The organism is Streptomyces sp. NPDC045998, assembly GCF_056430285.1.
Window position 1 is genome coordinate 483,745 of sequence record NZ_JBWKLJ010000001.1, and the last position, 13,390, is coordinate 497,134.

Annotated in this window: 15 protein-coding genes; 4 read left to right on the forward strand and 11 right to left on the reverse strand. The window is 74.0% G+C overall.

What is annotated here, in order from left to right; genetic code table 11:
- Positions 1-77: 77 nt before the first annotated feature.
- From AC07FJ_RS02145 to AC07FJ_RS02165, 5 genes are read right to left on the reverse strand one after another with little or no spacing between them, the layout of a single operon-like run.
- Entirely contained in the window at positions 78-944 is an 867-nt protein-coding gene (locus tag AC07FJ_RS02145) for an ECF transporter S component (protein ID WP_479044334.1), read from the reverse strand.
- On the reverse strand, positions 941-2,647 hold the full coding sequence (locus tag AC07FJ_RS02150; protein ID WP_479044336.1) for an ABC transporter ATP-binding protein: 1,707 nt from the start codon (positions 2,645-2,647) through the stop codon (positions 941-943). Before AC07FJ_RS02150 ends, AC07FJ_RS02145 begins: the two co-directional genes overlap by 4 nt.
- Positions 2,644-3,738 (reverse strand): energy-coupling factor transporter transmembrane protein EcfT, encoded by a 1,095-nt coding sequence (locus AC07FJ_RS02155; protein WP_479044339.1) that lies wholly within the window; start codon positions 3,736-3,738, stop codon positions 2,644-2,646. Before AC07FJ_RS02155 ends, AC07FJ_RS02150 begins: the two co-directional genes overlap by 4 nt.
- A 10-nt stretch (positions 3,739-3,748) precedes the next feature.
- Positions 3,749-4,432 carry an SCO2322 family protein gene (locus AC07FJ_RS02160; protein WP_479045246.1) on the reverse strand — a complete coding sequence of 228 codons (684 nt, stop codon included), beginning with the start codon at positions 4,430-4,432 and terminating at the stop codon, positions 3,749-3,751.
- Complete coding sequence (locus tag AC07FJ_RS02165; RefSeq protein ID WP_479044341.1) at positions 4,432-5,742, reverse strand: prenyltransferase/squalene oxidase repeat-containing protein; 1,311 nt, start codon at positions 5,740-5,742, stop codon at positions 4,432-4,434. The genes AC07FJ_RS02160 and AC07FJ_RS02165 overlap by 1 nt, the downstream gene beginning before the upstream one ends.
- A gap of 291 nt (positions 5,743-6,033) precedes the next feature.
- Between AC07FJ_RS02165 and AC07FJ_RS02170 the strand changes: the two genes are divergently transcribed.
- Positions 6,034-6,447, forward strand: a complete 414-nt coding sequence (locus AC07FJ_RS02170) for a VOC family protein (RefSeq protein ID WP_479044343.1) — start codon at positions 6,034-6,036, stop codon at positions 6,445-6,447.
- A 17-nt stretch (positions 6,448-6,464) separates the two neighbouring features.
- Here the strand turns inward: AC07FJ_RS02170 and AC07FJ_RS02175 are convergent, their stop codons facing one another.
- A complete protein-coding gene (locus AC07FJ_RS02175) occupies positions 6,465-7,094 on the reverse strand; it encodes a TetR family transcriptional regulator (RefSeq protein WP_479044346.1) in 630 nt (209 codons plus the stop codon).
- 196 nt (positions 7,095-7,290) lie between these two features.
- On the opposite strand from AC07FJ_RS02175, the gene AC07FJ_RS02180 reads away from it, so the two are divergent.
- The 3 genes from AC07FJ_RS02180 (at position 7,291) to AC07FJ_RS02190 (ending at position 10,491) form a co-directional block, all read left to right on the forward strand.
- Complete coding sequence (locus AC07FJ_RS02180; RefSeq protein ID WP_479044348.1) at positions 7,291-8,610, forward strand: glycosyltransferase family 4 protein; 1,320 nt, start codon at positions 7,291-7,293, stop codon at positions 8,608-8,610.
- A 70-nt stretch (positions 8,611-8,680) separates the two neighbouring features.
- Positions 8,681-9,421, forward strand: a complete 741-nt coding sequence (locus AC07FJ_RS02185; protein ID WP_479044350.1) for a class I SAM-dependent methyltransferase — start codon at positions 8,681-8,683, stop codon at positions 9,419-9,421.
- Positions 9,418-10,491, forward strand: a complete 1,074-nt coding sequence (locus tag AC07FJ_RS02190; protein ID WP_479044351.1) for a prenyltransferase/squalene oxidase repeat-containing protein — start codon at positions 9,418-9,420, stop codon at positions 10,489-10,491. The genes AC07FJ_RS02185 and AC07FJ_RS02190 overlap by 4 nt, the downstream gene beginning before the upstream one ends.
- A gap of 1 nt (position 10,492) precedes the next feature.
- On the opposite strand, the gene AC07FJ_RS02195 is transcribed toward AC07FJ_RS02190, so the two are convergent.
- The 5 genes from AC07FJ_RS02195 to AC07FJ_RS02215 all read right to left on the reverse strand — a co-directional run bounded on the left by AC07FJ_RS02195 (position 10,493) and on the right by AC07FJ_RS02215 (position 13,373).
- Complete coding sequence (locus tag AC07FJ_RS02195) at positions 10,493-11,500, reverse strand: hypothetical protein (protein WP_479044353.1); 1,008 nt, start codon at positions 11,498-11,500, stop codon at positions 10,493-10,495.
- A gap of 15 nt (positions 11,501-11,515) precedes the next feature.
- Positions 11,516-12,106, reverse strand: coding sequence for a hypothetical protein (locus AC07FJ_RS02200; protein WP_479044355.1), 591 nt, complete (start codon positions 12,104-12,106; stop codon positions 11,516-11,518).
- Positions 12,103-12,240: a hypothetical protein gene (locus AC07FJ_RS02205; protein ID WP_479044358.1), complete on the reverse strand. Its 138-nt coding sequence runs from the start codon at positions 12,238-12,240 to the stop codon at positions 12,103-12,105. Before AC07FJ_RS02205 ends, AC07FJ_RS02200 begins: the two co-directional genes overlap by 4 nt.
- A gap of 17 nt (positions 12,241-12,257) precedes the next feature.
- The gene (locus tag AC07FJ_RS02210) at positions 12,258-12,812 is read right to left on the reverse strand and encodes an SMI1/KNR4 family protein (RefSeq protein WP_479044360.1); all 555 of its coding nucleotides are present in this window, start codon (positions 12,810-12,812) and stop codon (positions 12,258-12,260) included.
- A 90-nt stretch (positions 12,813-12,902) separates the two neighbouring features.
- Positions 12,903-13,373, reverse strand: a complete 471-nt coding sequence (locus tag AC07FJ_RS02215; RefSeq protein ID WP_479044362.1) for a hypothetical protein — start codon at positions 13,371-13,373, stop codon at positions 12,903-12,905.
- Between the last annotated feature and the right edge of the window lie 17 nt (positions 13,374-13,390).

Sequence of the window (13,390 nt, forward strand, 5' to 3'; positions counted from 1 at the left end):
GGGAGAACCGGGCCGTCGGACGGCCCGGAACCGGCTACTACCGACCGTCGTAAGTGACCTACGTCCTATGGGTCACCTCACTCCGGAAGGCCCCTTTCCCGCCCTTTCCGACCCCTTTGAGGGCCTTCGAATGTGACCTGTGCCTCGAAGTTCGCCCGCCGGGTCGCACGCCGCAGCGCCTTCAGGACCGTCGATCCGATGGTCACCGTCAGCACCACCGTGAGCACGGCCCGTCCCAGGTCCCAGCCGAGCGAGGTCGCCGCGCAGTAGGCGAGGAACCGGACCAGGTTCTCGTGCAGCGGGTCACCGGGGTGGAAGGAGATCCCGCTGCTCATGCCCTGGAGGATGACCCAGCCCTGCAGGTTCATGACCACGCCGTACGCGAACGACGCCACCGCCCCGTACGACGCGAGGAGCGCCAGCTCACCCCGGCCGCGCAGCCGGTCCGGGCCCGGCAGCAGCCCGGCGCCCATCGTGAACCAGCCCATCGACAGCATCTGGAACGGCATCCACGGCCCGACCCCGCCCGTGAGCAGCGCGGACGCGAAGATCGTCACGGCGCCGAGGACGAAGCCGAAGCCCGGACCGAGGACCCGCCCGCTCAGCACCATGAGGAAGAACATGGGCTCCAGGCCCGCCGTCCCCGCGCCCAGCGGGCGCAGCGCCGCCCCCACGGCGGCCAGCACGCCGAGCATCGCCACCGCCTTGGCGTCCATGCCCTGGTCCGCGATGGTCGCCACGACGACCGCGACCAGCAGCGGCAGCAGGACGGCGAAGAGCCACGGAGCGTCGGTGGCGCGGGTCGCCAGGCCCGAGCCGCCGTCCGCGAGCAGCGGCCAGCCGAGCGCGATCACGCCGATGACCGTGATCAGCGCGAGCGCGGCGGCGGACCGCGCCCCGAGGCGCAGCGCCCGCCGCGGGCGGGGCCGCGATGCCGTCCTCACAGCGCCGCCTCCACCTGCGCGACCGTCAGCCACTTCTGCGGGGCCAGGATTTTGGAGACCTGCGGCGCGAACGCCGGCGACGACGTCACGACCTCGGCCGCCGGGCCGTCCGCGACGACCTCGCCGTCCGCGAGGATCACCACGCGGTGCGCCAGCTCGGCGGCGAGCTCCACGTCGTGCGTCGCCAGCACGATGCCGTGGCCGTCGGCCGCCAGCCCCCGCAGGATGGCGACGAGCCGCGCCTTGGCCGCGTAGTCGAGGCCCCGGGTCGGCTCGTCGAGCAGCAGCAGCGGCGGCCGCCCGGTGAGGACGACGGCCAGCGCGAGCGCGAGCCGCTGCCCCTCGGAGAGGTCGCGCGGATGCGTGTCGTCGGCCACGTCCGGCAGCAGCTCCGCCACCAGGGCCCGGCACGCCCCGGGCGCGGCCCCCGCGTCGGCGTCGGCGGCCGCGCACTCGGCGGCGACGGTGTCGGCGTACAGCAGGTCGCGCGGCTCCTGCGGGACGAGCCCGGCCTGCCGGACCAGCTCGCGCGGCGCCGTGCGGTGCGGCACGCGCCCGCCCACGAGCACCCGGCCGCCCGACGGCTCCACCATCCCGACGAGCGCCCCGAGCAGCGTGGACTTCCCGGCGCCGTTGCGCCCCATGAGCGCCACGGTCTCGCCGCCGCGCACCACCAGGTCCACGCCCCGGAGCACCTCCGCGTGCCCGCGCCGCACCCGCAGGCCCTCGGCGGCGACGAGCCCGGCGGCCGCCGCACCGGCGGGGGCTTCGGGGGTACGGCGCCGCCGCCACCACCAGCGCCCCGTGCGCGGGAGTTCCGGACTGGGGGCCCCGGCGGGCGCGGCCACGCGCGCGGCCGGCTCTGCGGCCCGCACGGGCGGTTCGGCCCCCGCCAGCCGCTCCCGCAGCCCCGCCGCGCGGCGCCGGGCGTCCCGTACCGACAGCGGCAGCGGCGACCAGCCCGCCACCCGCGCCAGCGACACCACCGGCGGGTGGACCGGCGACACCGCCATCACGTCCGCCGGAGGGCCGAGCAGCACCGGCTCGCCGGGCGCCCGCAGGAGCGCCACCCGGTCGGCGTACTGCACCACCCGCTCCAGGCGGTGTTCGGCCATCAGCACCGTCGTGCCGAGGTCGTGCACGAGGCGCTGGAGGACCGCGAGGACCTCCTCCGCGGCCGCCGGGTCCAGCGCCGAGGTCGGCTCGTCCAGCACCAGCACCCTCGGGTGCGGGGTGAGTACGGACCCGATCGCGACGCGCTGGCGCTGGCCGCCCGACAGCGTGGCGATCGGCCGGTCACGCAGCTCCGCCAGGCCCAGCAGGTCGAGCGTCTCCTCCACGCGGCGGCGCATCACGGCGGGCGGCAGGCCCAGCGACTCCATGCCGTACGCGAGCTCGTCCTCGACGGTGTCGGTGACGAAGTGCGCCAGCGGGTCCTGGCCCACCGTGCCGACGACGTCGGCGAGTTCGCGCGGCCGGTGCGTGCGCGTGTCGCGGCCGTCGACGGTGACCCGGCCGCGCAGGGTGCCGCCCGTGAAGTGCGGCACCAGCCCCGACACCGCGTTCAGCAGCGTCGACTTGCCGACCCCGGACGGGCCGACCAGCAGCACCAGTTCGCCCTCGGGGACGGTGAGGTCCACGTCCCGCAGGGTGGCGTCCCGGGCACCGTCGTACGTCACGGAGACGTTCTCGAAGCGAATCACGACAACCTCTTCGGCGAGGGGGCAAGGGGGGCGACGAACGCGGGCACCAGGCCCAGCAGGATGACCAGCGCCGGCCACACCGGCAGCTCCGGCGCGACGAGCGGTACGACACCGGGACGCAGGGCCGTCTCGTCCCAGACGGCCAGCAGACCGCCGACCGCCGCGCCCGACGCCGCCACCAGCCAGGCGCGCACCCCCCACCGGTCCGGCCGGTACCGGGTCCGTACCGAACGCCGGCCCCCCAGGCGCAGACCCACGAGCGCCGCCAGCAGACCGGCGGCCACGAACGGCAGGCCGTACGCGTCGCCTTCGGCGGTGAGCAGCCCGTACATGCCGACGCACACGCCCAGCAGCCCGCCCAGCGTCAGCACCGCCGTCACGCGGCGCACCGCGCGCGGCACCCGTGCGGTGCGGCCGTACCCGCGCGCGTCCATCGACGCGGCGACGGCGACCGACCGCTCCAGCGCGCCCTCCAGCACCGGCAGCCCGATCTGCAGCAGCGCCTTCACCCCGCCCGTCGGGCGTCCGCGCAGCCGCCGCGCCGTGCGCAGCCGGGCCACGTCGGCGACCATGTTCGGCGCGAACGTCATCGCGACGACCACCGCGACCCCCGCCTCGTACAGCGCGCCCGGCAGCGACTTCAGCAGCCGGGAGGGGTTGGCGAGCGCGTTCGCCGCGCCCACGCAGATGAGGAGCGTGGCGAGCCTGGCCCCGTCGTACAGGGAGAAGACCAGCTGCTCGGCCGTCACCCGACCGCCGATCCGGATGCCCCGCGCCCACTCCGGCAGCGGCACTTCCGGCAGCGTGAGCAGCACGTGCGTCCCCGGGATCGGCGAGCCGAGCAGCACGGAGAACACCAGCCGGATGGCGAGCACGCCCAGGCCCAGCTTGACGAAGGCGCCGTACGAACGGGCCCACGGCGCGTCGGTGCGGCGGGCCGCCACCACATAGCCGGCCACACCGACGAGCAGGCCCAGCAGCAGCGGGTTGGTGGTGCGCGAGGCGGCGGTGGCCAGGCCCAGCGCCCACAGCCACCACGCCCCGGCGTGCAGCGCGTTGCTCCGGTGCGCCTCGGGTGCGCGCAGCGTCATCGGCGACGCCTCACCGGCGTCGGCGGCGGGCCTGTACGACGGCGGCGGCGCCCAGCGCCAGCACGGCGGCGGCCCCGGCGACCAGCCCGAGGGACGGTCCGCCGTCCCCCGTTTCCTCTTCCTCCGCCTTCGGGCGGGCGGTCACGGTCAGCGTGTCCCGCCCCGCCTGGTCCGGCTCGACCTGCTCGCCGCAGCCCGTCCTCGGGTACCCGGAGATCGCGCACAGCAGCCCGTCGCCGCTGTACCGCAGCGGCTTGGCGACCGCCGCCAGCGCCTCCGCGCTCGTCGCGTCCTCGGGGACCCGCGCGCACGCCGCCCGCTGGTCCGGGGACGGCGGAAGGGACCCCTCCGGGGCGTCCGCCGCCGTGCCGAAGTCGACGACGACGGCGACCCGCTTGGTGCCCTCCGCGCGGGGCGTCCCCGCGCAGACGGTGACGAAGTCGGCCGCGTGGCGCGGTGTCGCCGCCGTCGAGGAGTTGCTGCTCACCGCGAAGCGGAAGCCGTTCACCTCGCCGTCGACGGGCCGGGCCGTGGCCGGGCCCTCGGTCGCGAACGCCCAGCCGCCGCCCGGGCCGGTCCGCCAGAACGACCAGTAGCGGTAGTCGGCCGCGTGGGCGGGGGCGGCGGCGAGGCCGAGCAGTACGAGCGCGAGGGCGGAACCGAGGACGGCTCCGAGGCGGCCGAGGACCCGCATCACGGCTGCCGGTTCTTGTTGCGGCCGCTGATCAGGAAACCGATGCCCATACCGGCGAAGAGGAAGACGCCGACGACGAGCCAGACGCCGAAGCCGGTGTTCTCGCCCGACTCCTTGTTCTCGTGCTCCTGCTTGGCCCGCGTCTCGTCGGTCGACTCCGGCGTGGGGCCGGTGGCGTTGAGCCGCTGGACGAGGTCGACGCCGCCGAAGTCGCGGGTGTCGGCGCCGACCGTGTGGGCGGCGAGTATCAGCTGGGCCCAGGCGGCGGGACCGTTCTGGGCGGCCCAGGCGGGGCCGTTCTTCTTCAGCCACGCCACCGCGCCGGCGGCCTTGTCGCCGTGCCCGGCGGCGCCGAGGGCGACGACCGCGTCCGCGGTGTTGCCGAAGTCGGGCGCGGGGGCGGTGGTCTCGGCGCCCGGCATCGGCGGCAGGTCCAGGTGTCCGGTCTTCGCCAGGGCGGTGGCGAGGTAGGCGGCGCCGTTGCGGGCGACCCGCTCGGCGGTCGGCTTGGCGGCGGCCTCGCAGGTCGGCGGCTGGCCGGGCTCGGCGCCGCGCGTGCGGGCCTGCTTGCCGAGCCCGGCGAGCACGGCGGCGGCGGTGGCGTCGGCGTTGGCGACGAGCTTGCCGTTCTGGTCGGGCTGGTACGCGAAGGCGCCGGCGCCCGCGTCCTTCGCGGAGCACGGGATCGCGAAGCCGACGAGCGCGTCGTAGGGGCTCCTGCCGTCCGCCGACTTCACGGTGCCGGGCTTCTCGCCCGCCGCGGCGAGGGCGCCGATGACGATCGAGGTGGAGTTGGCGTCGCTGGCACCGCCCGGGTTGTAGCTCCAGCCGCCGTCCTTGTTCTGTACGCCCTTGAGCCAGTGGACGCCCGCCCGCAGGGCCTTGGTGACCGGGTCGGTCCCGCCGTCCGCCGCCTCCGGCTTGTCGAGCCCGGCGAGCGCCTGGACGGCGGCGGCGGTGGCGTTGGTGTCCAGCACGGTCGAGGCGTCGCAGGGCTTGCCGGGGTCGGGGCGGTACGCGGCGAAGGCGCCGTCGTCGCACTGCTGCCGGAGCAGCCAGTCCACGGCCTGGTCGGCCGGGTCGACGCCGCTCGTCTGCTGCGCCAGGAAGGCGAAGGACTGCCGCCAGACACCGTCGTAGGTCGGGTCCTTCGTGCCGTACAGCCCGGCGGGCAGAGCGGCGGCGGACGGCGACGGCGACGGCGCCGCCTGCGCGGCGGGGGCGACGGCGAGGGTCCCGGCGCCGCCCCCGCACAGCACGGCGGTGGCGGCGAGCGCTGCGGCGGTGCCGCGGCGGCGAACGGTGGTCATGGCTGGGTGGCCTCTCCTGCGCGGTCTTGTCCGGGACGGGCGGGGCGGGGACCGGCGCACACGGAAGGGCACCAGGCTCCGGCTCCGCATTCCTCGACGGTGCCGGCCACCGGGGCGGGTCGCTCCCGGTGACACGAGCCGAACATGTACGCGTACGGGGCGATCCGGCTCACCACCTGGGCGGCGGTTCACGGTTGCGGGTCAGCGCCGGATTCGCACCGGCTTCCCCCCGTACGGGCGTGATGACGACGGGCCCACTGTACCGGGGTGCCCGTCTGCGAGCATCGGGGGATGACGGACACACGCCCGAAGATCAAGGACCTCATCGTCGACTGCCGCGACCCCGAGCGGCTCGCCTCCTTCTGGTCCCGGCTCCTGGGCCGGCCGATCGTCGCCAGGACCGGACCGTACGTCTGGCTCGACCGGGGCGACGGCCCCGGAATGGGCTTCCAGCGCGTCGACGCCCCGAAGGCGGGCAAGAACCGCATCCACTTCGACGTCTCCTCGCCGGACCCCGCCGCCGAGCGGGAGCGCATCGAGGCGCTGGGCGGCCGACGGCTCGACGCGTACGCGGCCGGCGGCTTCCTCGTCATGGCCGACCCCGAGGGGAACGAGTTCTGCGTCATCCCGGAGGGCCCCTTCGACGTGGACGACGACGGCCGGGCGAGCTACCTGCGGGACGGGGGAGAGTCGGGCAATCCGTAGCCCGGCCCGGACACCGCCTAGGGCGCGTCGGGTGAGGTCACGTCGATCAGGCGGCACGCCGTCTCGATGTCCAGCCGCACCTGCGCGATCGACGCCCGCCCCGCCAGCCAGGTGATCAGCGCCGAGTGCCAGGTGTGCGCGATGACCCGCACCGCCGAGAGCTGCTCCGGGGTCGGGCGCTCCAGGCCCGTCGCGTCCAGGATGATCGCGGTCGTCTGCCGCGAGACCGTGTCCACCTCGCGGTTCACGCCGCGGTCCGCGAACGTCAGCGCGCGCACCATCGCGTCCGCGAGCTGGGGTTCGCGCTGGAGGGCGCGGAAGGCGCGCATCAGGGTCTCGGCGACCCGCGTGGACGGGGTCTCGCCGGCCGGCGGGCGTTTGCGCAGGGTCGCGTGCAGGTGCTCCAGCTGGTCCTGCATGGTGGCGACCAGCAGATGGATCTTGGACGGGAAGTAGCGGTACAGCGTGCCCAGCGCGACCCCGGCGGCCTCGGCGACCTCGCGCATCTGAACGGCGTCGAAACCGCCCCCGCTCGCCAACTGCCTACTGGCGTGCAGGATGCGGCGGCGGCGCGCCTCCTGGCGCTCGGTCAGCGGCGCCCGGCGCTCGGCCGACGGCGGCGACGCCGGTCTGTCTTCCGCTGTCATGTGGTCCGTTCGGTACGCGTGTGGTGGTACGCGACAGGAGGGCGGGCGCCGTGGTGTGAATCACCTGTTCCGGCCCTCACAGCGGCGCTACCTGCGGGTAGATTCAAAGCTCCTTGAACCGTCAAGTCTGAAACTTGTTCTAGATTAGCGCGACCGGTTACGCTCCGGCGAAATGCAGGCAAGAAGGGGGCCGCGAGTGACCGCTGAGGCCATAGAGGCAGGCCCCCGCGGCGGTGTCACCGGCGGCGACGACCGCCCGCTGCGCATCGCCCTCCTCACGTACAAGGGAAACCCCTTCTGCGGCGGCCAGGGCGTCTACGTACGGCACCTGTCGCGCGAGCTCGCCCGCCTCGGGCACACCGTCGAGGTGATCGGCTCCCAGCCCTACCCCGTCCTCGACGAGGGCGACGACCTGACCGGTCTGAAGCTGACCGAGCTGCCGAGCCTCGACCTGTACCGGCAGCCCGACCCCTTCCGCACGCCCGGGCGCGACGAGTACCGCGACTGGATCGACGCCCTCGAAGTCGCCACCATGTGGACCGGCGGCTTCCCCGAGCCGCTCACCTTCTCGCTGCGCGCCCGCAGGCACCTCGCCGCCCGCCGCGGCGACTTCGACGTCGTCCACGACAACCAGACCCTCGGCTACGGCCTCCTCGGCGACCTCGGCGCGCCCCTCGTCACCACCATCCACCACCCCATCACGGTGGACCGGCAGCTGGAGCTGGACGCCGCGCAGGACTGGAAGCGCCGCGCCTCCGTACGCCGCTGGTACGCCTTCACGCGCATGCAGAAGCGCGTCGCCCGCCGCCTCCCCTCCGTCCTCACCGTCTCCGGCTCCTCGCGGGACGAGATCGTCGAGCACCTCGGCGTGCGCGAGGACCGCATCCGGGTCGTGCACATCGGCGCCGACACCGACCTGTGGTCGCCGGACCCGTCCGTCCCCGAAGTCCCGGGCCGCATCGTCACCACCTCCAGCGCGGACGTCCCCCTCAAGGGCCTGGTCCACCTCGTGGAGGCGCTCGCCAAGCTGCGCACCGAGCAGCCGGACGCCCACCTCGTGGTCGTCGGCAAGCGCGCCGAGGACGGCCCCGTCGCGCGGGCCATCGAGCGGTACGGCCTCGACGGCGCGGTGCGCTTCGTCAAGGGCGTCACCGACGCCGAGCTCGTCGACCTCTACCGGGGCGCCCAGGTGGCGTGCGTGCCCTCCCTGTACGAGGGCTTCTCGCTGCCCGCCGCCGAGGCCATGGCCACCGGCACCCCGCTGGTCGCCACCACCGGTGGGGCCATCCCCGAGGTCGCGGGCCCCGACGGCGAGACCTGCCTGGCCGTGCCGCCCGGCGACGCGGGCGCGCTCGCCGCCGCCCTCGGCCGGCTCCTCGGCGACACCGCACTGCGCACCCGGCTCGGCGCGGCGGGCCGCGCCCGGGTGCTGGACAGGTTCACCTGGGCCCGCGCGGCCCAGGGCACGGCCGAGCTGTACCGCGAGGCGATCGTGGCGCGCGGAGCCCGCCGGTGACCCGCCCCCGTACGCCTCGCCCCCTCCTCCTCCGCACGCTCCCCCTCCTCCGTGAAAGCAGGCCGTCCCCGTGCTGACCGTCGACTTCACCCGCTTCCCGCTCGCCCCCGGCGACCGTGTGCTCGACCTGGGCTGCGGGGCGGGGCGGCATGCGTTCGAGTGCTACCGGCGCGGGGCGCGGGTCGTCGCCCTCGACCAGAACGGCGACGAGATCCGCGAGGTCGCCAAGTGGTTCGCGGCCATGAAGGAGGCCGGGGAGGCGCCCGCCGGGGCCACCGCCACCGCCATGGAGGGCGACGCCCTCAACCTGCCCTTCCCCGACGCGTCCTTCGACGTCGTGATCATCTCCGAGGTGATGGAGCACATCCCCGACGACAAGGGCGTGCTCGCCGAGATGGTCCGCGTGCTGAAGCCCGGCGGCCGCATCGCCGTCACCGTCCCCCGTTACGGCCCCGAGAAGGTCTGCTGGGCGCTCTCGGACGCGTACCACGAGGTCGAGGGCGGCCACATCCGCATCTACAAGGCCGACGAGCTGCTCGCCAAGATCCGGGAGGCCGGGCTCCGGCCGTACGGCACCCACCACGCCCACGCGCTGCACTCGCCGTACTGGTGGCTGAAGTGCGCGTTCGGCGTCGACAACGACAAGGCGCTGCCCGTCCGCGCGTACCACAAGCTGCTGGTCTGGGACATCATGAAGAAGCCCCTGGCCACCCGCCTCGCCGAGCGGGCCCTCAACCCCGTCCTGGGCAAGAGCTTCGTGGCGTACGCGACCAAGCCCCACCTGCCGAAGGCCGAGGCCGAGACCGCGTGACGAGCCCCGAGAGGACCGAGCACCTCGTCCTGCCCGGCGTCCTCACCGCCGAGCAGGCCGCCGAGACCGTCGCCGGCATCCTCGCCGGCCAGCGCGAGGACGGCGCCATCCCGTGGTTCCGCGGCCACCACCTCGACCCCTGGGACCACACCGAGGCGGCCATGGCCCTGGACGCGGCCGGCGAACACGCCGCCGCCGCCCGCGCCTACGAGTGGCTCGCCCGCCACCAGAACGACGACGGCTCCTGGTACGCCGCGTACCACGACGGCGACCACACCCAGGTGACCGACGCGAGCCGCGAGTCCAACTTCGTCGCGTACGTCGCCGTCGGCGTCTGGCACCACTACCTCGCCACCGGCGACGACACCTTCCTCGACCGCATGTGGCCGGCCGTCTACGCGGCGGTCGAGTTCGTGCTGCGCCTCCAGCAGCCCGGCGGCCAGATCGGCTGGAAGCGCGAGGCGGACGGCACGCCCGTCACCGACGCGCTGCTGACCGGCTCCTCCTCCATCCACCAGGCGCTGCGCTGCGCCCTGGCCATCGCCGAGGAGCGCGAGGAGCCGCAGCCCGACTGGGAGCTCGCGGCGGGCGCGCTGGGCCACGCCATCCGCAGTCACCCGGAGCGGTTCCTCGACAAGAGCCGCTACTCGATGGACTGGTACTACCCCGTGCTCGGCGGCGCCGTCACGGGCGCGGCGGCCAAGGAGCGCATCGAGAGCGGCTGGGACGCCTTCGTGGTCCCGGGCCTCGGCGTGCGCTGCGTCGTGCCGAACCCCTGGGTCACGGGCGGCGAGAGCTGCGAACTGGCCCTCGCGCTCTGGGCGATGGGCGAGTCCGACCGGGCCCTGGAGATCCTCCAGTCCATCGGCCACCTGCGCGCCGAGGGCGGCATGTACTGGACGGGGTACGTCTTCGAGGGCGAGCGCGCGGTCTGGCCGGAGGAGCTCACCACCTGGACGGCGGGCTCCCTGTTGCTCGCGGTCGCGGCCCTGGGCGGCGACGAGGCGACCACCGCGGTCTTCGGCGGCGAACGCCTGCCGCGCGGCCTGGAACCGGACTGCTGCGGGTAGTTCAGCGGGCACCGGTACGCCAGCGCCGGACGGTGTCGCCCTCCACGGTGAGCCACGTGCCGTCGCCCAGCGCCAGCGGGTCGAGGCAGTCCGTGCCGGGGTAGTCCAGTTCGGCGACCGGCCGCAGGGTGCGGCCGTCCAGGATCACGTGCCGGGTCTCGGCGGAACCCTGTTCCTCGGCGACGGCCACCAGGACCCGGTCCTCGTCGAGGAAGCCGGGACGGTGACCGGCGAAAACCAGGTCCTCGGGAAGGACGTCCTCGGCATCGACACTGACGTCGGCCCGGCCGGGCTCGTACCGACTGAGCCATGCCCCACCCACGTCGAGCTTCAGAACGGCCCCGTGCATGCCGACTCCGGCGAACAGCTCGTCGTCCAGGCCCAGCGGCTCCGCGCGCAGAACGTCCTGTGTGGAGGTGACCACGAGCGAGAAGAACGTGTCCCCTTGCGCCGCGTTCAGCAGGAGGTGTCCCGGATCGGTGAGGGACTGCTGGAAGACGTAGCCCGCCGAGGCCGACGGGAGGACGGCCTCCCTCAGCCGCCGGCCGTCGGACAGGTCCAGGGCAAGGCACAGGTCGCCGCCGTAGGGCTCACCGGCGTTCATGGGACCGGGCACGGTGGCGACGAGCCGGTGCCCCGACGCGTCGGCGGTGCAGGCGGCGGAGGCGGTGCGCTGTTCCGCCCAGGGCTGGTGCTCGTACGTCCAGCGCACCTGTCCGCTCGCCCCGTACACCGTGACGGCGTCGCTGCCGCTCACCGCGAGCCCGCCGTCCGGTAGCGGGGAAGCGAACCCATGGCCCCGCCCCGCGCGGGGAACCGGCCAGCGCCGCCGCTCGGCGAAGACGCGGCCCGGGTCCTCGTCGACACGCCCCACGACGATCTCGCCATCGGCCTCCGCCACGAGCCAGACCGCTCCGTGGCGCACCAGCCAGGCGTCATGGGCGTGGAGGTCGATCCCGGGGAACTCCTCTTCGGCGATGAGCGTGGCGGCGAGGGGTGTGTCGTCCATGTCCGTCTCCCCGCCCTAGAAGCCCATGGGGTCGCGGTGCGGCGTGAGGCCGGGGTCCTCGGACCACACCAGGCGGGCTTCGAGGTCGTCGCCGAGGAGTTCGCGCAGCCGGTCGACCGCCCAGCCGTTCCAGTAGACGACCTTGGGCGACTCCGGTATGCGGAAGGCGGGCAGGTCGTAGGGCAGGGCGTCCACCCGGAAGACGGCCTGTTTGATTCTCCCCGTCGTCTTCTTGGGCCTGGAGGACCGTCGCGTGTCCAGGCAGTCCACGACGGCCTCGACGGCGTAGAGGAGGAACTCTCCGCTGTCGGGGGCGTCGGTGCGGACGGGCACCAGCCGGCCGGCCGTCAGCAGGTCGCCGCGCAGGGCGTCCGCGACGCTGAGGCCGAGCACGGGAGCACCCGGGTAACCCGAGGGGAATGCGGTCACCCGCAGGGCGGGGTGTCCGATCCATTCCCCATGGAGTTCCGAAGGGAGATGCGCCGGATCACCGGTGCGCTGCCAGCGCATGACCGTACCCAGGCCGGCCTCGAGGAGCAGCGTCCTGAACTCTCCGAGGGCGGGCAGCAGTCGGTACACCCGGCGAGGGTGGATGTAGGCGGTCATCGGGCGCGAGCCGATTCCGCGACCAGGACGTGCGTGCGGTGGCCGGGTTCCCGCGCCGTCTGCCGTCCCTCCTCGATGGACGAGCCGAGCCGGAAGGGCCCCGCGCCGACGCGCGGCAGAAGTGTGATGTCCATCCGTTTCGTCCTTGGGCTCAGGCTCGCCGCCGTGGAGAGGGGTGCAGGAAGTCGGAGCTCGGCCGGAAGCCGTGGCTGGCGGCGGGGAGGTCGCAGAGGATGTCCGACTCGATGTCCCCGGTGACCAGGATTCCCTCCAGGAACGCGGTGCAGGACAGGGGAAAGCGTTCCCAGTCCGGGCCGCGGCCTTCGTTGACCATGACGGTCCAGTCGTCCGGTTCCCGACCGGGGCGGACGAGCCAGTAGAGGGCGGCGCCGTCCTCCGTCAGGGCCCAGGCGATGACGTCGCTGCCTTCTTCGTCCAGTTCCGGGGGCTTGGAGCCGCTGCGCTCCAGTGCCTGTCGGCGCATGCCCTCGTTCTCGGTGAGCAGGTCGTAGTGCTTGTTGGCGCAGCCCGGTTCCAGCAACCAGACGGCGTCGTCGAACAGTCCGCCCCCGAAGGTGCCGACCAGTTCCTTGTAATCGGCCGGAAGCGCCGTGCCGAGCGTGGTTTCGACCTCGTGCCAGTTCTTCCGCGCCGGCGCCGGGGGCAGGGGGAAGCTCTCGGCGAGACGTCTGACGCGCGGGTTCACGGGTTCACCCTTGATGGCATGGGCCGGTTGTCCCTGGAGCGATCGACCGCCCGGGGCCGACCCCACACGGGCCGGCTCCGGCGCACCGGCTCAGGGGTGGATCTGGTCCGACACCAGGACGTAGTCGTAGTACAGGGGATCGCCCTCTTCGTCCGTGGGGTAGTCGTAGCTGCTGGCATTGGCGAAGATGATGTTGAGGTCGGATACGCCGTCGAAGCCGAGGTCGTTCTCCTCCACCGCGTGCCCCCGCTCCTCGAGCAGTTCCACCAACTGCTCCTGTGGCGTGCGGAAGACGTCCAGACCGTCGAGGGTGACGTGCACGTCCGCGTCCTCGTTGCGGAAGCGCCACAGCTCCACGGCGTTGAGCTTGTCGTCCTCGCGGAAGATCAGCACGCACCTCATGCGGAATTCGTCGTGCACCACGACGAACTTTCCGGGCGGGCGCTCGTCCGGGCTGTTCGCCACGGTGCCGAACTCCCGGGCCGCTTCCATCGCGTCGTCGAACGCCATGCCGAGCCGGAGCGACGCGACACCGGTATGCGGCAGAATCTCGATATCCATCCTTGGCTCCGTCAGCG